Below are 24,512 nucleotides of genomic sequence, written 5' to 3'. Positions count from 1 at the left end.
GATTCGAACAATTATTTTATTCGGTCGGCCCGTCCGGGCTCGGACGCGCGCTCGGACCCCGTGGTGCCGTCGGCCGCGTCCGCCGCCAGCGTCGGAGCATGCCCTCGGGGACCTCCTCGGCCGTGAGCGCGAAGATCAGGTGGTCCCGCCAGGCCCCGTCGATATGCAGGTAGCGCGGGCGAACGCCCTCGGAGCGGAACCCGAGCTTCTCCACCACCCGGCGGCTCGGCGCGTTCTCCGGGCGGATGCAGACCTCGATGCGGTGCAGCCCCACCGAGCGGAAGCAGTGGTCCACGGCGAGCGCCACGGCCGTCGGCATCACGCCACGCCCGGCGACACCCTGGTCGACCCAGTAGCCGATGTGGCCCGAGCACATCGAGCCCCAGGTGATCCCCGCGACCGTGAGCTGGCCGACGAGTCGGCCCTCGTACTCGATGGCGAACGGCAGCATCCGCCCGGCGTGCGCCTCGGCCCGCAGATGGCGGACCATCTGCCGGTACGTGGGCCGCTGTGCGACCGGGCCGCCGGGCGGGGGCGGCGGGACCGTGGCCTCCCAGGGGCGCAGCCAGTCGCGGTTGCGCCGATTGACCTCGCGCCACACCCGCTGGTCGCGCATCTTTATGGGACGCAGGACGATCTCGCCGTCGGTCAGCGTCACCGGCCAGGTCGCGATGTTCAGCTCGGACTCCCCGGTCGGGGGTGGTCGCCGCCGCGGAGCTGGTCGACCGCGTGCACCAGGAGCCGGGCGAGGACGGCGAGGCCGTCGCGGACCCCGCCGGTGGAGCCGGGCAGGTTGACGATCAGGGTGCGGGAGGCGACGCCCGCAAGGCCCCGGGAGAGCGCGGCGGTGGGGACCTTGGCGAGTCCCTCGGCCCGGATCGCCTCGGGGATGCCGGGGATCTCGTGGTCGAGGACGCGGCGGGTGGCCTCGGGGGTGGCGTCGGTGGGCGAGATCCCCGTACCGCCGGTGGTGACGATCACGTCGTATCCGGCGGCCACGCCTGCGCGCAGGGCCGCCTCGACCGGGTCGCCGTCGGGGACGACCTGCGGGCCCTCGACCGTGAAGCCGAGGGCGGTGAGCCCTTCGGCGATCAGGGGGCCGCCCTTGTCCGCGTACACCCCGGCCGAAGCCCGGTTGGAGGCGGTGACGACGAGGGCGCGGTAGGTGGGGGCGGGCCCGGGTGCGCGGGGGGCGGCGGGCGCGGGGGCGTCGTGGCCCGGCTCGGGTGCGGACCGCACCCGCCCCGGCTGCCCCGGGCCCGACCGCTCGCGGGCCGACGCGCGCGTCGGCTGCCGCTGCCCCGGCTGCTCCTGGCCCGGCGCCCCGGGGCCGTGCGGCGGCGTCATGCGGTCGGCCCCGGTGTCGGGCCTGCCGTGGCGCCCTCCGGCGTGGGGCGTCGGTAGTCGCCGGACTTGCCGCCCGACTTCGCCTCGACCCGCACGTCGGTGATCACCGCGCTCTTGTCGACCGCCTTCACCATGTCGACCACCGTCAGGGCCGCCACCGAGACCGCCGTCAGGGCCTCCATCTCCACGCCCGTACGGTCCGTGGTCTTCACCGTGGCCGTGATCTCCACCGCGTCGTCGGCCACGCTCAGATCGACGGTCACCCCGGAGACGGCCAGCGGGTGGCAGAGCGGGATCAGGTCCGGGGTGCGCTTGGCGCCCATGATCCCGGCGATCCTCGCGGTGGCGAGGGCGTCTCCCTTGGGGACCCCCTCGCCCCGGAGCAGTTCGATGACGCGCGGTGAGACGAGGACCCGGCCGCTCGCGCGGGCGACGCGCGTGGTGACGTCCTTCTCGGAGACGTCCACCATGCGGGCCGCACCCGCCTCGTCGATGTGCGTCAGCCTGTTCTGCGTACTCAACTCACTCCGCCTAGCGGTAGGGGCGCCGATCGGCCCGGCCCGGAGGAACTCCTCCGGAAGGCACGGCCGCAGATAGTACCCGCACCGGGTCGCGGTCAGCGGAGCAGGATCACGTCCGTCTCCGTGCCGGGCTCGGCCGAGGTGGTCTCCTCGGGGAGCACGATCAGCGCGTCCGCCTGAGCGAGAGCGGCGACCAGGTGGGAGCCGGAGCCGCCGACGGGGGTGACGGTGCCCGTCTCCTCGTCGTACCTGCCGCGCAGGAACTGGCGGCGGCCGGCGGGCGAGGTCAGCGCCTTGTCGGCGCTCAGCCGGGCCCGGACCATGGGGCGGTGGAGGTCGTCCGTCAGGCCCATCAGGGCCCGGATGGCGGGGCGGACGAACAGCTCGAAGGAGACGTAACTGGAGACGGGGTTGCCCGGCAGGGCCAGCAGCGGGGTGTGTTCCGGGCCGATCGAGCCGAAGCCCTGCGGCTTGCCCGGCTGCATGGCGAGCTTGCGGAACTCGATCCCGCTGCCCGGCTCGTCCTCGTCCCCGACGGAGGAGAGCGCCTCCTTGACGACGTCGTACGCGCCGACGCTGACGCCGCCCGTGGTGACGACGATGTCCGCGCGGATCAGCTGGTCCTCGATGGTGGCGCGCAGGGTCTCGGCGTCGTCGGTCACCGCGCCGACCCGGTAGGCGATGGCTCCGGCGTCGCGGGCGGCGGCCGTGAGCGCGAAGCTGTTGGAGTCGTAGATCTGGCCGCCGGTCAGCTTCTCGCCGGGCTGGACCAGCTCGCTGCCGGTGGACAGGACGACGACGCGGGGGCGGGGCCGTACGACGACGGTCGAGCGGCCGATCGCGGCGAGCAGCCCGATCTGCGGCGGGCCGACGATCGAGCCCGCGCGCAGGGCCAGATCTCCGGGCCTGACGTCGCTCCCGCGCTTGCGGACATGGGCCCCGGCCTCGGCGGCCCGGTGGACGCGGACCTCGCCGGTGGCGCCCTCCGGCGCGTCGGAGTGGGCGCGCATGGCGGCGGCCGGGCCCTCGCCCGTACCGCCGTCCGTCCACTCGACCGGGACCACGGCCTCCGCCCCGGCGGGCAGCGGGGCGCCCGTCATGATGCGGGCGGCCTGCCCCGGCCCCACGACCTGGCCGTCCGCGAGCCCGGCGCTGCCCGCGGCGACATCGCCGATGACCGTGAGGACGGCGGGGAACTCCTCGCTCGCCCCCTCGACATCGGCGATCCGCACCGCGTAACCGTCCATCGAGCTGTTATCGAAGGGCGGCAGGGCCACCTCCACGACGACGTCCTCGACCAGGACGCAGCCCTGGGCGTCGGGCAGTTGCAGCTCGATGGGTTCGAGCGGCCTCACCGCGGCGAGGATGTCGTCCAGATGCTCGTCCACCGACCAGATCGGGCTGCTCACGGGGTTACATCTCCTCGGTGACGTAACGGCGGAGCCAGGTCCGGAAGTCCGGCCCCAGGTCTTCACGTTCGCACGCCAGTCTGACAATGGCCCGGAGGTAGTCGCTGCGGTCCCCGGTGTCGTAGCGGCGGCCCTTGAAGACGACGCCGTGCACCGGGCCGCCGATCTTCTCGTCCGCGGCGAGCAGCTGGAGGGCGTCGGTGAGCTGGATCTCGCCGCCGCGGCCCGGCTCGGTGTGTCGCAGTATGCCGAAGACGGCGGGGTCCAGGACGTACCGGCCGATGACGGCGAGGTTGCTGGGCGCGTCCGCCGGCGCGGGCTTCTCGACCAGGCCGGTGACCCGGACGACGTCGCTGTCGACCGTGGCGTCCGCGGCGGCGCAGCCGTACAGGTGGACCTGGGCCGGGTCGACCTCCATCAGCGCGACGACGCTGCCGCCCTCCCGCTCCTGGATCTCCACCATGCGGGCCAGCAGCGGGTCGCGCGGGTCGATCAGGTCGTCGCCCAGCAGCACGGCGAAGGGCTGGTCGCCCACGTGCGGGGCGGCGCACAGCACGGCGTGGCCGAGGCCCTTGGGGTCGCCCTGGCGGACGTAGTGCATGGTGGCCAGGTCGCTGGACTCCTGGACCTTGCCCAGCCGGTCGGCGTCGCCCTTCTTCTGAAGGGCCGACTCCAGCTCGTAGTTGCGGTCGAAATGGTCCTCCAGAGGACGCTTGTTCCGGCCGGTGATCATCAGTACGTCGGTGAGGCCCGCAGCGACGGCTTCCTCGACGACATACTGGATGGCCGGCTTGTCGACGACAGGCAGCATCTCCTTGGGAGTGGCCTTCGTGGCGGGCAGGAACCGGGTGCCGAGACCTGCTGCCGGGATGACGGCCTTGCTGATCCTGGAGGGCGACTGAGTCATGCGGAGCACCATAACGGGTGCACACGCTCAGAAGATGAGCTGCCACTAGGTTTGCCGTTAAATATGCCCATACGAGAACTATGTGAGTCTCTGGTGAACACCGAAAAGTCCGGAAAGAGCCCTGTACAGGTGCCCGAAAAAGCCTCTCTCCGGCGCGAACTGCTCGCCGCCCGGGCCCTCCTGAGCACGGAGGACGTCGCGGCAGCCGCCACGGCCCTCGCAGTCGGCGCGCTGGCGCTCCCCGAACTGGCCGACGCCCGGACGGTCGCCGCGTACGTCTCCGTGGGCCGCGAACCGGGGACCCGGGCCCTGCTGGACGCGCTGCGCGAGCGGGGCGTACGGGTGCTGCTCCCGGTGCTCCTCGCCGACAACGACCTGGACTGGGCGGTGTACGGGGGCGCGGAGCACCTGCTGCCGGCCGGGCGCGGGCTCCTGGAGCCGGACGGGCCCCGGCTCGGCCCCGCGGCCGTGCTGGGGGCCGACGCGGTGCTGCTGCCGGGGCTGGCCGTGGACGGGGCGGGGATGCGTCTCGGGCGCGGCGGCGGCAGCTACGACCGGGTGCTGGCCCGGCTCTCGGCGGCCGGGGCCGATCCGGCGCTGATCGTGCTCCTGTACGCGAACGAGGTGGTCGCGCGGGTCCCTCGGGAACCGCACGACCACCCCGTGGACGCCGCGATCACCCCGGACGGAGCCCGGCGCTTTCCTGCCTGAGGCGGAGCGGCGCGGCCCCGGCTGCGGGTGCAGCCGGGGCCGCGCCGCTCGTGGCTACGGCTTCAGTGTCAGCGTGTCGACGGTGGACCTGCCGACCGCCTCGGTACCGAAGGACCAGTCGAGCAGTTCGCCGTTGGCCCACTTGTCGGTCTGGTCGGTGTAGTGCGCGTTGAACGCGTGCCCGGAGGCGCCGGTGAGGTTGATCCAGCGGGACTTGTCCCAGTCCCCCACGTTGACGACCATCCGCATCGACGGCACCCAGACGACCTCGTAGCCGCTCGCCGCGTTCCAGCCGGTGGCGTTGACCGCCGCCTCGCCGCCGCCGAGGTTCCAGGGGCCCCGGTTGAGCGCCCGCTTGAGCAGGTCGGGCCCTTCGGTGCCGAGGGTCTGGTTGGTCAGCGTCAGACGGTGCAGCCGGCCCCAGCTCCAGGTGGAGATGTCCTTGCCGAGCTTGGCGGTCAGCTCCCAGCGCGCGTCCTCCAGCGCCCGGGCGAAGAGGTCGTCACGGCCCTCCAGCGCCTCCTCGCGACCCCGGGCGGGCGCCTTCCACCACTCGTTCTCCTGGTCCTTGACGATGTCGCGGACCACCTGGAACCAGCGGTCCCCGCCGTCGGGCTGGGCGGAGTCGCCGTCGCGCTGGCCGCACTCGCGCACGAGCTTCTTCTGCTGGTCGGCCGGGCCGCTGTTCCTGGCCGGCGGCACGTTGATGCAGTCGCCCTTGACCCGCAGCTCCTTGGGCAGCTTGTTGCCGAAGGCGAGCTTGAGGATGTTGCGCCAGACCCCGTTGAAGTACGCGGCGGCGGCCGAATCGGGCTCCTGGGTGTAGTCCCAGCCCTCCAGCAGCTTCTGTGCCTCACGCACGCTCGGGTCGGAGATGTTGATCTTCAGCAGCTCGGGCACCAGCAGCGCGGCGATCTCGCTGGCGTTGTCCATCTGCATCTTCTGCATGTCGTCGGTCGAGACCTTCTCGCCGCCCTTGATCTTCTGGGCGATGAGGTCGTTGATCCGCTGGCTCCGGGTGCCGTAGCCCCAGTCCTTGGTCAGCAGGTGGGGGTACTTGCTCTCGTCGATCACGGCCTGGTTGGCGGTGACGATGTAGCCGCGCTCCGGGTTGTACTCGTAGGGCAGCTCGTCGAACGGGACCGGCTCCTTCTCCCAGCCGTACTCCGAGGTCCAGCCGGGGCTGGGCAGCGTGCCGTCGCCCTTGAGGCGGACCGGGATCGTGCCGGGCGCCTGATAGCCGATGTTGCCCTCGGTGTCGGCGTAGATGAGGTTCTGCGAGGGGACCTCGAAGTTCTTGGCTGCGGCCCGGAAGGTGGTGAAGTCCTTGGCCCGGTTGATCGCGAAGACCGCGTCCATGGACTTGCCCGGCTGGAGCGCGGTCCACTTCAGCGCGACGGCGTAACCGTCGGCGCGGTCGGGGGCGGAGTTGCCGACAGGGGCCTTCTGGCCGACCTTGTCCAGCTCCTTGCTGCGGTCGGAGACCAGGGGTCCGTTGTTCGTCTCACGGACGGTGATCTTCCGGTCCTTGCCGCCCGCGACCTTGATGGTCTCCTCACGGGTGACGAACGGCTTCACCTTGTCGTCGTACAGATAGCCGTCGGCGGAGACCTTCTCCAGGAAGAGGTCGGTCACGTCCGCGCCGAGGTTGGTGAGGCCCCAGGCGATGTCCTTGTTGTGGCCGATGACGACACCGGGCATCCCGGAGAAGGTGTAGCCCGCGGTGTCGTACTGGCAGGTCTTGGAGACCTCCCGGCAGTGCAGGCCCATCTGGTACCAGAGCGAGGGCAGCATCGGCGCCAGGTGCGGGTCGTTGGCCAGCAGCGCCTTGCCGGTCGTCGTGTGCTTGCCGCCGACGACCCAGGAGTTCGACCCGATGCCGTTGCCGTTCGGGCCGAGCAGGGCGGGGATCGTGTCCAGAGTGTCGGCGAGCGCGGAGAGCTGGGTGTTCAGGCCCTCGGTGGCACCCTGCGCGGTCGCGGAGCCGATGGTGCCGGACGGGGCGGCGTCGGGGTCGAACGTCCCGGTGACCGGGGAGACCGCCCCGCGGTCGACGATCGGCTGGTGCGTCTTGTACGGGTAGTCCGGGTACAGGTCCCGGATCTGGGCCTGGTCGAGCCGGCTGGTCAGCAGCGAACGGTCGATCTCGTCCTGCATGTTGCCGCGCAGGTCCCAGGCCATCGCCTTGAGCCAGGCCACGGAGTCGACCGGGGTCCACTCGCCGGGCTTGTAGTCGTTGGTCAGCCCGAGCGCCGCGTACTCGACCGAGATGTCCCGGCCTTCCTTGCCCTTCAGATACGCGTTGACGCCGTCCGCGTACGACTGGAGGTTCTTCTTGGTCTCCCCGTCCAGGACCTTGTCGTACTCCTCCTGCGCGACCTTCCGCCAGCCGAGCGTGCGCAGGAAGGCGTCGGTCTCCACCTGGCCGGAGCCGAACATCTCGGCGAGCCGGCCCGCCGTCATATGGCGCCGTACGTCCATCTCCCAGAAGCGGTCCTGGGCGTGCACGAAGCCCTGGGCGCGGAAGAGGTCGGCGTCGGTGTCCGCGTAGAGCTGCGGAACGCCGTACGCGTCCCGCTTGACCTCGACGTCGCCGGAGAGGCCTTCGAGCGTGATCGTCCCGGTGGTCTGCGGGTACGAGGCCCTCACCGTGGAGACGGACCAGTAGGCGCCGAACCCGACACCCGCGACGAGCGCCAGCACCAGGACGAACAGGAGAAGGCGGACGCGGCGCCCCTTCTTCCTACCGGGCTTCTTCGCGTCGGAACGGGCGGAAGAGTCGGTTTTATTGGCGGGCATCGCTGTCCTTCGAGGGGCAGGGTGGTCCTGGGAGTGCAGGAGCAACCATAGGCGCAGCCGAGAAGCCACTCGGACGCGGTATAGGGATGCATCCATTTGCGCGCATGCCCCCGCGGACACGCGAAGCACCGGCGCCGGACGCGCGACCCCCTTGCCGCCCGCACGGAACCCCGTCAAGAAAGCGTTAAAGATTAGGTAAGGTAACGAAGTACTGGCTGCCGGAGGACGATCCGGCCGACGTACGCAGGGAAGGAACGGACCCTGACCGTCCACGCGCTCAACGAACTCCTGCTCGCCTGCTCGCTCGTCCTGCTCGTCGCCGTGGCGGCGGTCCGGATCTCCTCGCGCAGCGGGCTGCCCAGCCTGCTCCTGTACCTCGGCATCGGGATCGCCCTGGGGCAGGACGGCCTCTTCAACGTCGAGTTCGACAACGCCGAGCTGACCCAGGTGATCGGCTACGCCGCCCTGGTCGTCATCCTCGCGGAGGGTGGACTCGGAGCGAAGTGGAAAGAGGTCAAGCCCGTCCTGCCCGCGGCCGCGGTGGTCTCCACCGTCGGCGTCGGGATCAGCGTGGGCGTCACGGCCGCCGCCGCGCACTACCTGGTCGGCCTGGAGTGGCGCCAGGCCCTGATCATCGGCGCGGTCGTCTCGTCCACCGACGCCGCGGCCGTCTTCTCGGTGCTCCGCAGGGTGCCGCTGCCGTCCCGGGTCGCCGGGGTGCTGGAGGCCGAGTCCGGCTTCAACGACGCCCCCGTGGTCATCCTCGTCGTCGCGTTCTCCGCCGTCGGCCCGGCCGAGCACTGGTACGTCCTGATCGGCAAGATCGCCCTGCAGCTGGCCATCGGCGCCGCCATCGGCATCACGGTGGGGTGGCTGGGCTCGCTCGGACTGCGCCACGTGGCCCTGCCCGCCTCCGGCCTGTACCCGATCGCCGTCATGGCCATAGCCGTGATGGCGTACGCGGCCGGCGCCATCGCCCAGGGCAGCGGCTTCCTGGCGGTCTACCTGGCCGCCATGATCCTCGGCAACTCCAAGCTGCCGCACTGGGCCGCGACCCGGGGCTTCGCGGACGGGCTGGGCTGGCTGGCCCAGATCGGCATGTTCGTGCTGCTCGGCCTGCTGGTCACCCCGCGCGACCTGGTCCAGGACTTCTGGCCGGCCGTCGTGGTGGGGCTGGTGCTGACGGTGGTGGCCCGGCCGCTGTCGGTCTTCCTGAGCCTGGCACCGTTCCGGCTGCCGACGCGCGAGAAGGCCCTGATGTCGTGGGCCGGGCTGCGCGGGGCCGTGCCCATCATCCTGGCGACCATCCCGATGGTCTCCGGAGTGGAGGGCAGCACCAGGATCTTCAACATCGTCTTCGTGCTCGTCATCGTCTACACGCTGGTCCAGGGCCCCACCCTGCCGTGGGTCGCGACCAAGCTGAAGATCGGCGACGACCAGGCCGAGGCCGACGACCTGGGCGTCGAGTCGGCGCCGCTGGAGCGGCTGCGCGGCCACCTGCTGTCGGTGGACGTCCGCCAGAAGTCCCGGATGCACGGCGTCGAGGTCGGCGAGCTGCGGCTCCCGCCCGGAGCCGCAGTCACGCTGGTGGTGCGCGAGGAGCGGAGCTTCGTGCCCTCCCCCACCACCATCCTGCGGCGCGGCGACGAGCTGCTGGTGGTGGCGACCGACCCGGTGCGCGACCAGGCGGAGGCCCGGCTCCGGGCGGTCGACGAGGGCGGCAAGCTGGCCGGCTGGCTGGGCACGGGCCACAGCCCCGTACGGAAGGCCCGCCTCACGGACGACACCCGCCGCGCGAGCGCGCGTCATCCGTAGTACGCCTACGGAGTAGGCGTAGCGGGCAGCGCTCCGCCTGCAACGTCACCGACACGCCCCCACAGGACGCTGATCACAGGCCCACCAGGAAGCTGTGTGCACATTCACAGGCGCACAGGGCTTCCTGCCTGTACGATAGAGGCACACTGATCGACCAACTCTGTCTGATGCAGAGCTGGCGCGACCGTATGGCGGTCGTGGTGTCTCTTCGCCCGGCGTTTCTCCGCCGCTGGCAGCGAGTCGCCCGGCATCTACCGCAGTTCCGCGCGAAGAGGACAGCTCTCGGCCGCTTCCGTCCGGCCCGCCCCACAAAGGCGCCAGGAAGCAGCGCTACCAGGCGGCAGAAAGGCAAGGACCGTGGCGACCACGGTCACCGACCGCCCCGGTTACGGGCAACTGCTCCGCACCCCCGGTGCGTGGACCTTCCTCCTTCCCGGCTTCGCCGCACGGCAGCCCTTCGCGATGCTGACCATCGGGATCGTGCTGCTCGTCCAGCACACCACCGGCTCCTACGGCAGCGCCGGGGCCGTGGCGGCGGTCGCGGGCGTCTCCATGGCGCTGGTGGCCCCGCAGGGCGGCAAGCTCGCCGACCGGTTCGGCCAGCGGGCCGTACTGCTCCCCGGCGTCCTGCTGCACACCGCCTCCGGTGGTGCGCTGACGGCCCTGGCACTGGCGGACGCGCCCCTGTGGGCGCTGTTCGCCGCCGCGGTGCCCACCGGCGCCTCGGTCCCGCAGATCGGCCCGATGGTGCGGGCCCGCTGGGCCGCGATGCTGGGAGCCACCCCGGACCGGCCCGCCTCCCCGCTGATGTCCACGGCCGCCGCCTTCGAGTCGGTGACCGACGAGTTCACCTTCGTCCTCGGACCGGTGATCGCGACCGCGCTCTGCACCGGCGTGCACCCGGCGGCCGGGCTGATCACCGAGGCCGCCCTCACCCTCGTCGGCGGTCTGCTCTTCGCCGCGCAGCGCGCCACCCAGCCCGCCCCCCGCCCCGCCGCCACGGCGGAGCGGCCGCACACCTCGGCGCTCTCCGTGCCGGGCGTCCGGGTCCTCATCGTCGCCTTCCTGGGCATCGGCGCGGTCTTCGGCGGTATGCAGGTCTCGCTGACGGCGTTCACCCAGGAGATCGGCCACCCCGGCATGAACGGTCTCCTGTACGGGATCTTCGCCGCGGGCAACATGCTGGCCGGCATCGTCTGCGGGGCCGTCGCCTGGAAGAGCAGCCCGCAGCGCCGTCTGGTCGTCGGCTACGTGGCGCTGACCCTCATGGCCTCCGGCCTCTGGGCCGTGCACTCCGTACCGCTGCTGGCCGGACTCGGCCTGCTCGTCGGCCTCTGCATCGCCCCGGCACTCATCAGCGGCTACACGCTGGTCGAGTCGCTGGTCCCGACCACCGCCCGTACCGAGGCCTTCACCTGGCTCACCGGCGCCGTGGCGCTGGGCCAGGCGGCCGCCGTGACCGTGGCGGGCCAACTCGCCGACGCCCGCGGTGCGAGCACCGGGTTCCTGGTCCCCCTGGCCGGTACCGTACTGGCGCTGGCGACCCTGCTGGCCCTGCGCTCGCGGCTGGCACCCCGGTCCGCGGGCCGGACCGTGGCGCGTGGGATCGGTCACCGCGAGCCGGTCACGGTGGACTGATCCCGCGGAATACGTCAGTATGGAGCGTCGTTAGCACTCATTGAGTGAGAGTGCCAGGAGGAGCAAGTGCCGACCTATCAGTACCAGTGCACCGAGTGCGGCGAGGGCCTCGAGGCGGTGCAGAAGTTCACCGATGATGCCCTGACCGTATGCCCGAGCTGCGACGGACGCCTGAAGAAGGTGTTCTCTGCGGTCGGCATCGTCTTCAAGGGTTCCGGTTTCTACCGGAACGACAGCCGCGGCTCCTCGTCGAGCAGCACGCCGGCCTCGTCGACCTCGAAGTCGTCCGACTCGGGTTCGTCCTCGTCGTCGACCGGCTCGGACACGAAGACGAGCGCCTCGACACCCGCCGCCTCGTCGTCGGCCCCCGCGCCGGCCTCGTCGTCGAGCGGTACGTCGGCCGCCTGAGCCCGCGAACGCACGCACCCGCTTTTCACCGGACCCCGCCGAGACCACTCGGCGGGGTCCGGTCGTATGTCGACCTCCGCGTGCGCACTCGGTGGGCCCGGTCGTATGCCGGCCACTCGACGGGGCCCGGCCTCGTCTGTCCCGGAAAACGCTCCTCCGGATACGGTGACCGCATGGCGAACGCACATACGGAAACGGGCTCCGGTAGGAGCACCGAGGGTTCCGCGGAGATCGGTGTCATCGGCGGCTCGGGTTTCTACTCCTTCCTGGAGGACGTCACCGAGGTCTCCGTGGACACCCCTTACGGGAAGCCCAGCGACTCGGTCTTCCTCGGCGAGATCGGCGGCCGCCGGGTGGCCTTCCTGCCCCGCCACGGCCGCGGCCACCACCTGCCGCCCCACCGCATCAACTACCGGGCCAACCTCTGGGCCCTGCGCTCCGTCGGGGTCCGCCAGGTGCTGGGCCCCTGCGCCGTCGGCGGGCTGCGCCCGGAGTTCGGACCGGGCACGCTCCTCGTCCCGGACCAGCTGGTGGACCGCACCAAGAACCGCGTACAGACCTATTACGACGGGGAGGCCCGCGCCGACGGGACCGCACCCAACGTCGTGCACCTGGGCTTCGCCGATCCGTACTGCCCCGAGGGCCGGAAGGCCGCGGTGGCGGCGGCCCGCGCCCACGACTGGGAACCCGTGGACGGCGGCACCCTCGTGGTCGTCGAGGGGCCCCGCTTCTCCACCCGGGCGGAATCCCGCTGGCATGCGGCGATGGGCTGGTCCGTGGTGGGGATGACCGGGCATCCGGAAGCCGTACTCGCCCGGGAGCTGGGGCTCTGCTACACCACGATGACCCTCGTGACCGACCTGGACGCGGGCGCGGAGGCCGGCGAGGGCGTCTCGCACGAGGAGGTGCTGCGGGTCTTCGCGGCCAACGTGGACCGGCTCCGGTCGGTGCTGTTCGACGCGGTGGGCGGGCTGCCGGCGACGGAGAGCCGCAACTGCGTCTGCGCCCACGCGCTGGACGGGATCGAGACGGGGATCGCGCTGCCGTAGGGGGCCGCTGCCGGATCACGGGGGTGGCCGGTCCCCCGGATCGGGTGACGGAGTTCTCCACAGTCCCGGGGTTGTCCACAGGCCCCAGCGAGTCGGACGCCGATCGTGGATCGTGAGGGGAGTTCGGCCGGGACCTCCGGTCGGACCTCCCCCGTCTCGTCCGATCGCAGGTGAAGCCATGCCTCCGTCCTCCTTCTCCCTCCCCGACCTCCCCGACCTCTCCGCCCGCCACCGCTCCGCCCGTTCCGCTCCCTCGGGCGCCTTGGACCTGGCGAAGCCGCCGCCCAGGCCCCCGGCGCCGCCGCCCGCACCGTGCGGAGTGGGGTCGTTCGCGCCCCTGCGGGTGCGGGGCAGCAGGGTGTACCGGCTGCGCCGGATGCTGCGCAGGCGGCGGCGCGCACTCGCCACGGGGCTCGCTCTGGCGGGCGCCGCCCTGGCCACGACGGGCGGCGGCCTGGGCGGCGCCGGTTCCGGCGTGGGCGCCCCGGAAGCGGCCGCCTCGGACACGGCATCCCCCAGCACGGGGGTCTCGGGGATGCCGGTCCCGGGCGCGGCGGCTTCCGGTGCGGCATCCGGCACGGCGATGGGGGCCGGGAGCCCGTCCGCGCGGCTCGTCTCCGCGCCGGTGCGGATCGCCGACGCGGAGACGGTACGGCTGCTGCGCCCGGGAGACCGGGTCGATGTGATCGCGGTCGGCGAGGCGGGCGACGACGCCCGGCTGGTGGCACGGGACGTACGGGTGGCCCGGGTGCCGGGCGGGGCCGCCGACGGGGACGGCCACCGAGGCGGCGGTTCGGGGGCGGTCGGGGCGGGTCCGGCGCCCGGAGGGGCGCTGGTGATGCTGTCGGTGGAGCGGTCCACCGCCACGGCGCTGCTGGGGGCGGGCGCTGCGGGGCCGCTGGCGGTGGCGGTGTCCGATGCGAACTGACGCGCTCTCAAGTCACTCGTGCGCGTTACCGGATTGGACAGTTTCGTCTTCTCCCGCCTTAGGTGGCGGAGCAGTTTGCTCCCCTCACCGCACATGCGAAAGAAGGCTCACCTGTGAGCGAGAAGAAGGTCAGTCTCCTGGAGGGCTTCAAGGCCTTCCTGACGCGCGGCAATGTGATCGATCTGGCGGTGGCCGTCGTCATCGGCGCCGCGTTCACGAACATCGTGAACGCGTTCGTGAAGGGCATCATCAACCCGCTGGTCGGCGCCTTCGGCACGCAGGACCTGGACAACTACAGCTCCTGCCTCCGGGGCCCGTGCACGACGGACCCGGCCACCGGCGAGTTGGACGGGATCGAGATCCTGTGGGGATCGGTGCTCAGCGCCGCCCTCAGCTTCCTGATCACCGCCGCCGTCGTGTACTTCCTGCTGGTGCTGCCGATGGCCAAGTACCTGGCCAGGCGGGCGCAGATGCAGGCCGCGAAGGAGGGCGTGCAGGAGACACTGGAGGTCAGCGAGCTGGAGGTGCTCAAGGAGATCCGCGACGCCCTGGTCGCGCAGCGCGGTGCCGGTGGGCCCGGTGCCGGGGGCGCCGGTGGGCCCGGCGAGGGCGGCGGGGCGCTGCCGGGCCGGGACGAGGGGCGGTAGCCCGCCGGTCGTCGGGTCAGATGTGGTGGGGCGGCTTCTCGTCGAGGAAGCGCGCGAGGTCGGCGCCGGAGCCGCCCGAGGGCCGCTCGCCCCATCCCCGGTCCGTATCGTCCGCGGACTGCTGGTCCAGCGGATCGTCGAAGATCAGAACCGGCTTGGGCTTCGGTTCCTGCGGCTGCTGTGCCCGGGCCTGCTGTGCCGGGGGCTGCTGCTGCTTCGCGTCTCGCGGACCGGGGGCGGGGGCGGCACTCATGGTTCCAGGGTACGACCGTCGACGGCGGAGGTCAGCGGTCTTCGGGTCGAGCAGCCAGAGGCCCAGTACGGCGAGGAACGCCAGGCGGAGGAAGCCGCCTCCCCACCAGGCCGTGCCGGTGTCTCCCTCCATCCGCGCGTCGATCAGCACGGTCAGCTTCCAGAGCCGGCCGACGACGGCGGTCGTCGCCAGGGCGAGGCGCGCCGTCAGCCCTTGGCCAGTCATGCGCCGAGCACCCCGCCTACCAGCAGGAACGGCGCCCATAGCCCTTCAAGGAGAGCGACCCTGGGGGGCGCCCGGACAGGAGCAGGGGGCGGCGGTACGTTCGGGACGTACGTAGGAGGCTGCGCCTGTTCGCGGGCGTCGACCCGAGGAGTGCGCCATGACCGCCGAGGACCCTCAGCCATCACCACCGGATGCCCCGGATGCCCCGGACGCCCCGGACGCCCCGGACGCCCCGGATGCCGTGGGCGCCTCGGCTCCGGACGGCCCGGGATCCCCGACTCCGGATACTCCGAGGGCCTCGCCGGTGGGTGCTCCGGGGGCCTCGGTGCTGGATGCGCTGACCGATGTGGCCGGGATCCAGGTCGGGCATGCGCGGGTGGCGAGGGCCGGGGCGTTGAGCGGGACGACCGTGGTACTGGCTCCGGAGGGCGGGGCGGTGGCCGCCGTGGACGTGCGGGGCGGCGGGCCGGGGACCCGGGAGACGGACGCGCTGGACCCGCGCAACCTGGTGCAGCGGGTCGACGCGGTGGTCCTCACGGGCGGCAGCGCGTACGGCCTCGACGCCGCGTCCGGAGTGATGGGCTGGCTGGAGGAGCAGGGCCGGGGCGTCCGGGTCGGCCCGGAGCCCACCCACGTGGTCCCCGTGGTCCCGGCCGCCGCCCTCTTCGACCTCGGGCGGGGTGGCGACTGGCGGGCCCGCCCCGACGCGGCGACCGGGCGCGCCGCCGTGGAGGCCGCCGCCGCCTCGGGCCCGGGAGCGCCGGTGGCCGAGGGGAGCGTGGGCGCGGGCACGGGCGCGGTGGCCGGGCAGTTGAAGGGCGGCATCGGCACGGCGAGCGTGCTGCTCGCCTCCGGGGTCACCGTCGCCGCCCTGGTCGCGGTGAACGCGGCGGGCTCGGTGCTCGATCCCCGTACCGGAGTGCTGTTCGGGGAGTACGGGGCCGGGGAGCCGCCCGCGTATCCGTCGGCCGCGACCCATGCGGCGGCGGTGCGGCGACTGGAGGAGGCGAGGGAGGCGGCCGTCGGCGGGGCTCCGCCGTTCAGCACCACGATCGCGGTCGTCGCGACGGACGCGACGCTCGTCCGGGCCCAGGCGCAGAAGCTGGCGGGGACCGCCCACGACGGCATGGCCCGCGCGGTGCGCCCGGTCCATCTCCTGACCGACGGGGACACCGTGTTCGCGCTCGCCACGGGCCGGGTGGCGGTGGAGTCGGAGAACCCGGCCGCGGTCAACGAGATCCTCGCGGCGGGCGCCGACGTACTGGCCCGCGCGATCGTGAAGGCCGTACGCGCGGCCCGGAGCGCCGAAGGGCCCGGCGGCACGTTCCCCGCCTACACCGACCTCTACGGGCACGGGGGCGGGGGAGGGGGAGAGGACCGGGGCAGGGAGTGCCCCTGACCGGAGCGGCCCTGCGTGAGGCCGGACCCCATGCAGGGCCCGCGCCGCCCACCGGGGGCCGGACTCGCGCCACCGAGCCCCGCGCCGCCGCCCGCGTCGCCGACCCCCGCGAGGCGGGGGCGCACGGGGCGGGGGCCGGCCGCGCGGGGGCGCGCGGCCGTCGGGCGAGGGGCGCGCGGGCGCCCGACTCGCAACCGTGGCAAGGGAGTTCACCCCCAACCACCCGAAATGCACCGGGCGCAGACGGGGAACTTATCTCGTACGCCTGACGTTTTTACGAACCCCGGTCACGATGTCAGACCCAGGGACTACGTTAAGCACGCATCAAGTAACACGCGGCGACGGCCTGGAGACAGCACCTTGAGCGATCCGTACGAGACAACCGAGCAGCACCTCGACCGACTCCTGCGACGCGCCCTCAACTCTTTCGACCTTCCCGACCGTACGGTCGACCGGCTCGGTTCGGCGCTGGCGCACAGCAGTTCACTGCACTCCTCGCACCACAGCCCCGTCCTGCACCGGGAGACCTACCGCCACACCTATCTCCTGACCGACGGCTCCGATCTGACCCTGTGGGAACTGGTGCACAGCGGCGGCCGGGACGAGCAGGAGCCCCGGCGCCACGAGCTGTACGCCGACGAGGGCGACGCCCACCTCGCCGCCGCCCGGCTGGCCGGGAGCCTCTCGGACGCCCCCGCCCTCGGTGACGAGGCGGGACGCGAGGACATGGAGACCCTGACGGTCCTGATGTCCGCTCCCCCGGCTCCGGCACCCCGGATGTACGCCCCCGACAACTCCGCCGACCACGCCCGCCGGGTCCTGCGCCGCGCGGAGAACGGGGACCGGCCGGGCGGGGAGAAGGCCCGGCTGCTCCGGTCCGCCTTCGCCCACCACATCACCCAGATCTTCGGGCGCCAGTGCGAAGTCGGCGGCCAGAAGGCCGGGTTCACGCTCTACGAGCACGCGTTCCTGCTGCTGGACGGCAGCGAGACGAGCCTGTGGGAGGTCGAGCACACGGCGACCCCCGACGGCCGCCACATGTGCGAGGTGTACGAGGACGAGGAGACCGCCCGCGCGGCGATGGAGAGCCGCACCGGTATCTGCTGACCCGGGCGGGGCCCCACGAAGGGGCCACCGCCGGACCGCCCCGACCACCCCGACCGCCCTGTCGGCCTTGTCCGGCCCGCTCAGACCTTCAGCGCCGGTTCCGTGGTGAGCGGGGCGTCGTCGGGCGCCGCCGCCTCGCCCTCCACGTGGGCCTTCGGCCGGGCCGGCAGCGCGAACATCAGCAGGAAGATCGCCGAGAGCACCCCGGCCACCCACCACAGCGACTGCTGGAACGCGTCCACGAAGGCCGGGCCGATCTCCTGCGGTGCCAGCCGGTCGCCGATCGCGCCGAAGAAGACCACGGAGACCAGGCCGAGGCCGAGCGCGGTGCCCATCTGCTGCACGGTGTTGATCAGCCCGGACGCCGAACCGGCATGCTCCCTGGGCACCTCGGAGAGGATCGCGTCGGTCAGCGGGGCCACGATCAGTCCCATCCCGACGCCCATGACGACCAGCGGGATCGCCATCTGCCAGGAGGTGATGGCCATGCCGTAGTGCTCGGCCTCCCAGAGGTAGACCAGCAGCCCGGCGACCATCAGGAGCGCGCCCGCCTGGAGGACCTTGCGGCCGAAGCGGGGCACCAGCTTCTGTACGGAGATCCCGGCGGCCACCGAGACGGCGACGGAGAACGGGATGCCCGTCGTGCCGGCCCGCAGCACGCTCCAGCCCAGCCCCATCTGCATGTAGAGGGTCCAGACCAGGAAGAAGATGCCGAGGCCCACGCCGAAGGTGAGCTGCACGGCGATACCCGCGGCGAAGCTCTTGACCCGGAACAGGGACAGCTCGATCAGCGGCGAACCGTCGATGACCGCCTTCTGCCGCTGGTGCCGAACGAGGAGGGCGAAGACGAAGAGGCTGCCCACCATCGAGACGTGGCCCCACAGCGGCCAGTCCAGCTCGTGCCCGCGGGTGAGCGGGTAGATGAGCATCAGCATGGCGAGCGTGACCAGGCCGACGCCGACGAGGTCCAGCCGCATGGCCCGGGGCGCCTTGGACTCGGTGATGAACTTCGCGCCGAGGACCAGACCCGCGACGCCGACGGGGAGGTTGATCAGGAAGATCGGCCGCCATTCGAGGCCGAAGAGGTTCCACTCGGTGAGCAGCGCGCCCAGCAGCGGGCCGGAGACCGCGCCGAGGCCGACGACCGCGCCGAAGAGGCCGAAGACCTTGCCGCGCTCGTGTGCCGGGAAGGTGGCGTGCACGATCGAGAGCACCTGGGGCACCATCAGCGCCGCCGTCGCCCCCTGGAGGATGCGGGCGGCGACGAGTATGCCGGAGTCGGGCGCGAGGCCGCAGAGGGCCGAGGCGACCGTGAACCCGGCGATGCCGATGAGGAAGAGCCGCTTGCGCCCGTAGATGTCGCCGAGCCGGCCACCCGTGATCAGTCCGGCGGCGAACGCGAGGGCGTATCCGGCGGTGATCCACTGGATCGCGGAGACGGAGGCCCCGGTGTCGCGGGTGATGCTGGGGATCGCGATGTTGACGATCGTGACGTCGACCAGGTCCATGAAGGCCGCGGTCATCACGATGGCGAGGGCGAACCAGCGACGCCGGTCGGCAGGGGCAGGGACGGATGCGTGGGCGGAGTTCGCTGCCGGGTCCGGTAGCGCTGCGGAAGAAGACATGGGAGGAAACTAGATCTCCTTTAGGTCTGATCCTGTCCTGTTGGAGACGCATCCTGGACTTCATGACCGACACCGCCCCGGCACGCCTGCTGAAACTGCTGTCGCTCCTCCAGACCCCGCGCGAGTGGCCGGGCGGCGAGCTGGCCGAGCGGCTCGGCGTCGCCCCGCGCACGATCCGACGCGACATCGACCGGCTGCGCGAACTGGGCTACCCGGTCGAGGCCTCACGCGGTTCGGCCGGCGGCTACCGCCTGGTAGCGGGGGCCGCCCTGCCGCCCCTCGTGCTGGACGACGAGGAGGCTGTCGCCATCGCCTTGGGGCTGCGGGCCGGTGCCGGGCACGCCATCGAGGGCGTCGACGAGGCCTCCGTACGGGCGCTGGCGAAGCTGGAGCAGGTGCTGCCCGCACGGTTGCGGCACCGGGTCTCGGCGCTGCAGAACGCCACGGTGCCGCTGACCCGGGGGGACGGGTCCACCATCGATCCGCGGACCCTGACGACGCTCGCCTCGGCGGCCACCGGACGGGAACGGCTGCGGTTCGCGTACCGCAGTGGCGACGGTACGGAGACGAAGCGGCAGGTCGAGCCGTACCGGCTGGTGAGCACGGGGCGGCGGTGGTACCTGGTGGCGTACGACCTGCTGCGGGAGGACTGGCGGACGTTCCGGGTGGACCGGGTCTCCGAGCCGTTCGCGACGGGCGCCCGGTTCACGCCTCGGCCACTCCCCGTGGAGGGCGGCGGCGAGGACGGGACGGAGGACGCGGCACGCTACTTCGCCCGGTCGATGGCGGGCAGGCAGCCGGAGTTGCGGCTCGATGTGCGGTTCGCGGCCCCGGCGGAGTTCGTGATGGCGCGGCTGCCGCCGACGCTCGGGGTGCCGGAGCCGGTGCCCGGGCCGGACGGGGAGAACACCCCGAACGCCTGCCGGTTGCGCTCCTCGTGCACGGACTCGCTGGAGTGGGTGGCACTGCGGCTGGCGCTGGTGGACTGCGAGTTCACGGTGCAGGGGCCGCCGGAGCTGGTGGAACACCTGGAGCGCCTGGGCTCCCGGTTGACCCGCGCGGCGGGCGCGCCCGGCTGACCGGTGCGCCCGGGCGCCTGTCCCGTCCGCACGCGCCGACGCCCGTACGGGGACACGCGCCCGCGCCCGTACGGGGAAGGGCCCGGCAGCCGGCGCGCGGAGCGGGCTCAGCGCCCGGCCGGGACGGAAGGACCCGGCCGGCCCGGACAGAACCGGCCGCCTCGGACAGGAGGGCGCGGCCACCCCCGGCGCGGAAGGGGCGGTCCGGCCCGAGCGCTCGGCAGGCCCGGGCATGGATGAGCCCCGGCGCCGGGGGGGGTGGGCGCCGGGACTCAGTTCCGGGAACCGGCCGCGAGGGCCGGTCGGGGTGGCCGGTGGGGAAACCGGCCGGGGTGACCGGGGTGAGCCGATCGGTCGGCCGGGGTGAACCGGCTTGATGGGGAGGCTAGCGGGTATTCCGCTCACGCCACAGCGTCAAAGCCCGTGTCGTGTGCCATTCGCTTCAATTCGAGCAGAGCGTGCTTCTCTATCTGACGGATCCGCTCGCGGGTCAGACCGTGCTGCTTGCCGACCTCGGTCAGCGTCCGCTCGCGGCCGTCCTCGATGCCGTACCTCATCTTGATGATGGAGGCGGTCCTGTCGTCGAGCTTGCCGATCAGGTCCTCCAGCTCCTCGCTGCGCAGCAGCGACAGCACCGACTGCTCGGGCGAGACGGCGGAGGTGTCCTCCAGCAGGTCGCCGAACTGGGTGTCCCCGTTGTCGTCGACGGACATGTTGAGGCTGACCGGGTCGCGGGCCCAGTCCAGGACGTTGCCCACGCGCTCGGCGTTGGAGTCCAGCTCGGCGGCGATCTCCTCGTGCTCGGGGTCGCGGCCGTTCTCCCGGTTGAACTCGCGCTGGACACGGCGGATCCGGCCCAGCTCCTCCACCAGGTGGACGGGGAGCCGGATCGTGCGGGACTGGTCGGCTATGGACCGGGTGATGGCCTGGCGGATCCACCACGTCGCGTAGGTGGAGAACTTGAAGCCCTTCGCGTAGTCGAACTTCTCGACCGCGCGCACCAGGCCCGCGTTGCCCTCCTGGATCAGGTCGAGCAGGGGCAGCCCCGCGCGCGGGTAGCGCCGGGCCACGGCAACGACGAGGCGGAGGTTGGAACGGATGAATATGTCCTTGGCGCGCTCGCCCTCGGCGACCAGCGCCTCCAGCTCCTCACGCGTCGCACCACCGGCTTCGCTCTCGGCCTCGCCGTCGAGGATCTGCTGGGCGTAGACGCCCGCCTCGATGGCCTGCGAGAGGTCGACTTCCTTGGCGGCGTCGAGCAGCGGCGTACGAGCGATCTCGTCCAGGTACATGCCGACCAGGTCGCGATCGGCGATCTCCCCGCCCACGGCGCGAACACTGCTTGCCCGGTCGGTCCCACCGGAGGTGGTGGACGAACGGCGGGCGACGGCACGGGTTGCCATGCGTGCTCCCTTGCTGAGTAGGTCGCGACACCCTTCCGGGTGCCCTGCATCCGATGGAAACAACGACTGGAATCCGGACAGAATTCCCATGCCGCCCATTCATTTTCGCGATCATGCAGTACCCTGTCCGGCGCCGAACGGCGGGTGCCCGGCGCGACTGCCCCCGTAAGCGCAGGTCAGGGCCTGTGTCGTAGGCGTATGACAAGCCCTGGCGGGGGCCGGTGACAACCGGTCCGGTGAGACCGCGCTCACCGAATGCCACACCCTTGGGGCAGGACGCCGCGCCCGGAACGCCCCGGAGGCCCCAGCCTCCGGGGCCCGGCACTCCCGGGGACACCTCGGACGCTCCGACCTCGCGTCTACCCAGGAAGACGGCCCGTATCGCCCTGGGGTTGCGCGCGTCGCCCCTGGGTCCGGACCCCACGCTCCGAGGTCGGCGGCAGGCCCTTGGGCGTGTGTCGAAAGTCCCGCCTGCCCTCCGGGCAGACGACGCCGCTTTCGACACACGCCCTAGGTCCCGAGGCGGAGGTCCGACCTCCCCCGACCGGGACCTCAGCCCGATCCGCCGGGCCGCCCGCGCTCCTACCGTGAGGTCCATGACGGACACACAGCGCGACCAGGCAGCCACCCCGGCGGACAGTCCCCGAAACCCCACCCCCGACGTCACCGGCACCCCCGACACCTCGGGCACCCTCGACGAGGCCCTGGAGCGCATCCATCAGGCGGGGCCCGAGCGCGACGGCTGGCTCAGCAACCACGCACCGATGGCGGTCGAAGCCTTGGTGCGGCGCGGGCAGGCGCCCGCCGTGCACCGGTGGCTCGACCAGTACCGCTCCCGGTTGGAGGACATGCCGGGCTCCGTCGAACCGGTGACCGCCCGGAACTGGCGCGAGGCCCTCGGCGACATCGACCGCGTCGGTGACTGGACGGTGTTCTTCGAGCGGGAGACCGACCACCTCCCCTGGCGTGCCGTCCTCGCGGAGTGGTGGCCCCGGCTGCTGCCCGGCATCGCGGGCGGCGCCACCCACGGGGTGATCCGGGTCGGCCACGCCGTACGTACGCTGCTGGACGGCGGGGAGACCGCCCCGCGCGTACGGGAACTGGCCCACGCCCTCGGCTACTGGGCCGCCCGCCACCAGCCCCTCCCCCCGCTGGAGCGCCTCACCTCACCCGCCGACGCGGCCGGCGCCCTGGACCGGGTGCCGCTCATCTCCGAGCAGGACGGCGAGATGCTGGCCCGGCTCGGCCGGCTCACCGCCTTCCCCGACTGGCCCGGCCAGGCCCCCCAGGAGCCGGAGGCGGCCCGCGCCTCGCTCAAGGAACTCATCACGGCCGCCACCCATCGATACGCGACCCATGGGCACGCCTCACCGATCATGCTGGTCCACGCGGCGACCGCGCCCAACGCGGTCCTGCGCACCCTGCCCGCGCTCCCCGACGCGCTGTGGGTGCCGAGCCTGCACGCGGCCTGGACGGCGAGCGCCGCGGTGACCTCCGCCTACGGGCCGAGCGAGGGGCTGCCGGTGGCGGACCTGCGGAGCGGGCCGCAGGACCCGCAGGACGTGTTCGAGCGGGCGGCGGCGCACGGTGACGACCACACGATCAAGTTCGCCGACACGGCGCTGGACGTGGGTGACGCGACGGCGCTCGTCGCCGCCGGGCGCGCGGCGGAGCTGAACACACCGGTCTGGTGAGCGTCCGACCCTCGTCCGCCGGTCCGGGCACCTCCCGACCCGCCTCAGCCGAACTGCACCGAGCGCTTGGCCAGCCCCATCCAGAACCCGTCGATGACGCTCCGCCCGCGGTCCAGCTCCTCCTCGGCGGCGCCCAGCGTCACGAAGAGCGGGGCGAAGTGCTCGGTGCGCGGGTGGGCCAGCCTCCCGGCGGGGGACGCGTGCTCGAAGTCGAGCAGGGCGTCGACGTCCTGGGCCCGCAGCGCGCGCTCGCCCCAGTCGTCGAACTCCGCCGACCAGCCCGGGACCCCACCGCCCTGGTGGCGCAGGGCGGCCAGGTTGTGGGTGAAGAAGCCGCTGCCGACGATCAGCACGCCCTCGTCGCGCAGCGGGGCGAGCCTGCGCCCGACGGCCATCAGCTTCTGCGGGTCGAGTGTCGGCATGGAGATCTGGAGTACGGGGATGTCGGCGTCCGGGAACATCTCCACCAGCGGTACGTAGGCGCCGTGGTCCAGCCCCCGGTCCGGGATGTCCTGGACCGGCGTACCGGCTCCGCGCAGCAGCTTGCGGACGCTGTCGGCCAGCTCCGGGGCGCCGGGGGCGTCGTACCGCACGGTGGAGTAGCGCTCGGGGAATCCCCAGAAGTCGTGGACCAGCGGGACCGGCTCGACGGCGCCGAGCGCGAGCGGGGCCTCCTCCCAGTGGGCGGAGACCATCAGGATCGCGCGGGGCCGGGGCAGCCCGGCGGACCAGGCGGCGAGCTGGCCGGGCCAGACCGGGTCGTCGGCCAGCGGCGGGGCGCCGTGCGAGAGGTAGAGGGCGGGCATGCGCTCCGTGGTGACGGTCATGGCGTCTCCCCATCCACTGGACACTGGACATCGGATCCGATCATGGATCCAGAGGTATTTGAGAGTTCAAATACCAACCTCCGGAGACCTTAGCCGCATTTAGTTAAACTTTCAAGAAAAGGTCGTACAGTGGAGCACATGACCACGTCACCCCCCAGCGCGACCCGCTGGCTCACCGACGAGGAGCAGCGCGTCTGGCGTGCCTATCTGCATGCCACCACGCTGCTGGAGGACCACCTCGACCGCCAGTTGCAGCGGGATGCGGGCATGCCGCACACCTATTACGGACTGCTCGTCCAGCTCTCCCAGGCCCCCCGCCGCCGGATGCGGATGACCGAGCTGGCCAGGAACGCGAAGATCACCCGCTCCCGGCTCTCGCACGCCATCGCCCGGCTGGAGAAGAACGGCTGGGTGCGGCGCGAGGACTGCCCCTCCGACAAGCGCGGCCAGAACGCGGTGCTCACACAGGAGGGGTACGCGATGCTCAGCCGCTCGGCGCCGGGCCATGTCGACGCCGTACGGCAGGCGCTCTTCGACCGGCTCACGCCCGAGCAGGTGCGCAGCCTCGGCGAGATCATGCGGGTGCTCGCCTGCGGCCTCGAACCGGAAGGTACGGACGCGGACCTGGGGGGGGGGGGGGGGGGGGGGGGGGGGGGGGGGGGGGGGGGGGGGGGGGGGGGGGGGGGGGGGGGGGGGGGGGGGGGGGGGGGGGGGGAGGGTA

The 24,512-nt window shown here is 72.5% G+C and carries 21 protein-coding genes and 1 pseudogene; 12 read left to right on the top strand and 10 right to left on the bottom strand.

The annotated features are described in order from the left end of the window. Nucleotides 1–16: 16 nt before the first annotated feature. From AC0682_RS02840 to galU, 5 genes are all read right to left on the bottom strand, one after another. Nucleotides 17–658 (bottom strand): GNAT family N-acetyltransferase, encoded by a 642-nt coding sequence (locus AC0682_RS02840; RefSeq protein ID WP_478530625.1) that lies wholly within the window; start codon nucleotides 656–658, stop codon nucleotides 17–19. A gap of 17 nt (nucleotides 659–675) precedes the next feature. After that, entirely contained in the window at nucleotides 676–1,347 is a 672-nt protein-coding gene (locus AC0682_RS02835; protein ID WP_478530624.1) for a MogA/MoaB family molybdenum cofactor biosynthesis protein, read from the bottom strand. After that, complete coding sequence (gene moaC, locus AC0682_RS02830; protein ID WP_478530623.1) at nucleotides 1,344–1,868, bottom strand: cyclic pyranopterin monophosphate synthase MoaC; 525 nt, start codon at nucleotides 1,866–1,868, stop codon at nucleotides 1,344–1,346. Before moaC ends, AC0682_RS02835 begins: the two co-directional genes overlap by 4 nt. Nucleotides 1,869–1,963: 95 nt before the next feature. Continuing rightward, the gene (gene glp, locus AC0682_RS02825; RefSeq protein ID WP_478530622.1) at nucleotides 1,964–3,277 is read right to left on the bottom strand and encodes a molybdotransferase-like divisome protein Glp; all 1,314 of its coding nucleotides are present in this window, start codon (nucleotides 3,275–3,277) and stop codon (nucleotides 1,964–1,966) included. A gap of 4 nt (nucleotides 3,278–3,281) precedes the next feature. Next, complete coding sequence (gene galU, locus AC0682_RS02820; protein ID WP_478530621.1) at nucleotides 3,282–4,184, bottom strand: UTP--glucose-1-phosphate uridylyltransferase GalU; 903 nt, start codon at nucleotides 4,182–4,184, stop codon at nucleotides 3,282–3,284. A gap of 93 nt (nucleotides 4,185–4,277) precedes the next feature. Between galU and AC0682_RS02815 the strand changes: the two genes are divergently transcribed. Then, the gene (locus AC0682_RS02815) at nucleotides 4,278–4,895 is read left to right on the top strand and encodes a 5-formyltetrahydrofolate cyclo-ligase (protein ID WP_478530620.1); all 618 of its coding nucleotides are present in this window, start codon (nucleotides 4,278–4,280) and stop codon (nucleotides 4,893–4,895) included. A 54-nt stretch (nucleotides 4,896–4,949) separates the two neighbouring features. Here AC0682_RS02815 and AC0682_RS02810 read toward each other — a convergent pair whose 3' ends face one another. Continuing rightward, nucleotides 4,950–7,694, bottom strand: a complete 2,745-nt coding sequence (locus AC0682_RS02810) for a penicillin acylase family protein (protein WP_478530619.1) — start codon at nucleotides 7,692–7,694, stop codon at nucleotides 4,950–4,952. A gap of 321 nt (nucleotides 7,695–8,015) precedes the next feature. Between AC0682_RS02810 and AC0682_RS02805 the strand changes: the two genes are divergently transcribed. The 6 genes from AC0682_RS02805 to AC0682_RS02780 all read left to right on the top strand — a co-directional run bounded on the left by AC0682_RS02805 (nucleotide 8,016) and on the right by AC0682_RS02780 (nucleotide 14,179). Next, on the top strand, nucleotides 8,016–9,509 hold the full coding sequence (locus AC0682_RS02805) for a potassium/proton antiporter (RefSeq protein WP_478530618.1): 1,494 nt from the start codon (nucleotides 8,016–8,018) through the stop codon (nucleotides 9,507–9,509). Nucleotides 9,510–9,866: 357 nt separating this feature from the next. Beyond that, the gene (locus AC0682_RS02800) at nucleotides 9,867–11,147 is read left to right on the top strand and encodes an MFS transporter (RefSeq protein ID WP_478530617.1); all 1,281 of its coding nucleotides are present in this window, start codon (nucleotides 9,867–9,869) and stop codon (nucleotides 11,145–11,147) included. Nucleotides 11,148–11,213: 66 nt separating this feature from the next. Next, nucleotides 11,214–11,555, top strand: coding sequence for an FmdB family zinc ribbon protein (locus AC0682_RS02795; RefSeq protein ID WP_254812353.1), 342 nt, complete (start codon nucleotides 11,214–11,216; stop codon nucleotides 11,553–11,555). Between the two features lie 173 nt (nucleotides 11,556–11,728). Beyond that, nucleotides 11,729–12,604 (top strand): S-methyl-5'-thioadenosine phosphorylase, encoded by an 876-nt coding sequence (locus AC0682_RS02790; protein WP_478530616.1) that lies wholly within the window; start codon nucleotides 11,729–11,731, stop codon nucleotides 12,602–12,604. A 178-nt stretch (nucleotides 12,605–12,782) separates the two neighbouring features. Next, nucleotides 12,783–13,532: a hypothetical protein gene (locus tag AC0682_RS02785; protein WP_478530615.1), complete on the top strand. Its 750-nt coding sequence runs from the start codon at nucleotides 12,783–12,785 to the stop codon at nucleotides 13,530–13,532. A 113-nt stretch (nucleotides 13,533–13,645) separates the two neighbouring features. After that, entirely contained in the window at nucleotides 13,646–14,179 is a 534-nt protein-coding gene (locus AC0682_RS02780; RefSeq protein ID WP_478530614.1) for an MscL family protein, read from the top strand. A 16-nt stretch (nucleotides 14,180–14,195) separates the two neighbouring features. Here the strand turns inward: AC0682_RS02780 and AC0682_RS02775 are convergent, their stop codons facing one another. Beyond that, nucleotides 14,196–14,432: a hypothetical protein gene (locus AC0682_RS02775; protein ID WP_478530782.1), complete on the bottom strand. Its 237-nt coding sequence runs from the start codon at nucleotides 14,430–14,432 to the stop codon at nucleotides 14,196–14,198. A 382-nt stretch (nucleotides 14,433–14,814) separates the two neighbouring features. On the opposite strand from AC0682_RS02775, the gene AC0682_RS02770 reads away from it, so the two are divergent. Then, on the top strand, nucleotides 14,815–16,056 hold the full coding sequence (locus AC0682_RS02770) for a P1 family peptidase (protein WP_478530613.1): 1,242 nt from the start codon (nucleotides 14,815–14,817) through the stop codon (nucleotides 16,054–16,056). A gap of 360 nt (nucleotides 16,057–16,416) precedes the next feature. Next, nucleotides 16,417–17,163: a DUF6227 family protein gene (locus tag AC0682_RS02765; RefSeq protein ID WP_478530612.1), complete on the top strand. Its 747-nt coding sequence runs from the start codon at nucleotides 16,417–16,419 to the stop codon at nucleotides 17,161–17,163. Between the two features lie 80 nt (nucleotides 17,164–17,243). Here the strand turns inward: AC0682_RS02765 and AC0682_RS02760 are convergent, their stop codons facing one another. Further along, the gene (locus AC0682_RS02760) at nucleotides 17,244–18,788 is read right to left on the bottom strand and encodes an MFS transporter (RefSeq protein ID WP_478530611.1); all 1,545 of its coding nucleotides are present in this window, start codon (nucleotides 18,786–18,788) and stop codon (nucleotides 17,244–17,246) included. Between the two features lie 62 nt (nucleotides 18,789–18,850). On the opposite strand from AC0682_RS02760, the gene AC0682_RS02755 reads away from it, so the two are divergent. Beyond that, a complete protein-coding gene (locus AC0682_RS02755; RefSeq protein WP_478530610.1) occupies nucleotides 18,851–19,867 on the top strand; it encodes a helix-turn-helix transcriptional regulator in 1,017 nt (338 codons plus the stop codon). Between the two features lie 401 nt (nucleotides 19,868–20,268). Here AC0682_RS02755 and AC0682_RS02750 read toward each other — a convergent pair whose 3' ends face one another. After that, complete coding sequence (locus tag AC0682_RS02750) at nucleotides 20,269–21,270, bottom strand: sigma-70 family RNA polymerase sigma factor (protein WP_478530609.1); 1,002 nt, start codon at nucleotides 21,268–21,270, stop codon at nucleotides 20,269–20,271. A gap of 596 nt (nucleotides 21,271–21,866) precedes the next feature. Between AC0682_RS02750 and AC0682_RS02745 the strand changes: the two genes are divergently transcribed. Continuing rightward, a complete protein-coding gene (locus tag AC0682_RS02745; protein ID WP_478530608.1) occupies nucleotides 21,867–22,964 on the top strand; it encodes a questin oxidase family protein in 1,098 nt (365 codons plus the stop codon). Nucleotides 22,965–23,008: 44 nt separating this feature from the next. Here AC0682_RS02745 and AC0682_RS02740 read toward each other — a convergent pair whose 3' ends face one another. Continuing rightward, nucleotides 23,009–23,791 carry a dioxygenase family protein gene (locus AC0682_RS02740; protein WP_478530607.1) on the bottom strand — a complete coding sequence of 261 codons (783 nt, stop codon included), beginning with the start codon at nucleotides 23,789–23,791 and terminating at the stop codon, nucleotides 23,009–23,011. 129 nt (nucleotides 23,792–23,920) lie between these two features. On the opposite strand from AC0682_RS02740, the pseudogene AC0682_RS02735 reads away from it, so the two are divergent. Continuing rightward, a pseudogene (locus AC0682_RS02735) lies at nucleotides 23,921–24,418 on the top strand (MarR family winged helix-turn-helix transcriptional regulator); the annotation flags it as partial. Nucleotides 24,419–24,512: the final 94 nt, after the last annotated feature.

It is taken from the genome of Streptomyces sp. NPDC043746 (assembly GCF_056436485.1).
Note: the sequence above shows the minus strand (reverse complement) of the source record. Positions and strands in the feature narration are given on the sequence as shown.

What these genes read in the sequence shown, in the direction of transcription:
- AC0682_RS02835 (WP_478530624.1), bottom strand. Translation starts at nt 1,347, where the DNA reads ATGACGCCGCCGCACGGCCCCGGGGCGCCGGGCCAGGAGCAGCCGGGG.
- galU (WP_478530621.1), bottom strand. Translation starts at nt 4,184, where the DNA reads ATGACTCAGTCGCCCTCCAGGATCAGCAAGGCCGTCATCCCGGCAGCA.
- AC0682_RS02810 (WP_478530619.1), bottom strand. Translation starts at nt 7,694, where the DNA reads ATGCCCGCCAATAAAACCGACTCTTCCGCCCGTTCCGACGCGAAGAAG.
- AC0682_RS02790 (WP_478530616.1), top strand. Translation starts at nt 11,729, where the DNA reads ATGGCGAACGCACATACGGAAACGGGCTCCGGTAGGAGCACCGAGGGT.
- AC0682_RS02785 (WP_478530615.1), top strand. Translation starts at nt 12,783, where the DNA reads ATGCCTCCGTCCTCCTTCTCCCTCCCCGACCTCCCCGACCTCTCCGCC.
- AC0682_RS02775 (WP_478530782.1), bottom strand. Translation starts at nt 14,432, where the DNA reads ATGAGTGCCGCCCCCGCCCCCGGTCCGCGAGACGCGAAGCAGCAGCAG.
- AC0682_RS02770 (WP_478530613.1), top strand. Translation starts at nt 14,815, where the DNA reads ATGACCGCCGAGGACCCTCAGCCATCACCACCGGATGCCCCGGATGCC.
- AC0682_RS02760 (WP_478530611.1), bottom strand. Translation starts at nt 18,788, where the DNA reads ATGTCTTCTTCCGCAGCGCTACCGGACCCGGCAGCGAACTCCGCCCAC.
- AC0682_RS02755 (WP_478530610.1), top strand. Translation starts at nt 18,851, where the DNA reads ATGACCGACACCGCCCCGGCACGCCTGCTGAAACTGCTGTCGCTCCTC.
- AC0682_RS02750 (WP_478530609.1), bottom strand. Translation starts at nt 21,270, where the DNA reads ATGGCAACCCGTGCCGTCGCCCGCCGTTCGTCCACCACCTCCGGTGGG.
- AC0682_RS02745 (WP_478530608.1), top strand. Translation starts at nt 21,867, where the DNA reads ATGACGGACACACAGCGCGACCAGGCAGCCACCCCGGCGGACAGTCCC.
- AC0682_RS02740 (WP_478530607.1), bottom strand. Translation starts at nt 23,791, where the DNA reads ATGACCGTCACCACGGAGCGCATGCCCGCCCTCTACCTCTCGCACGGC.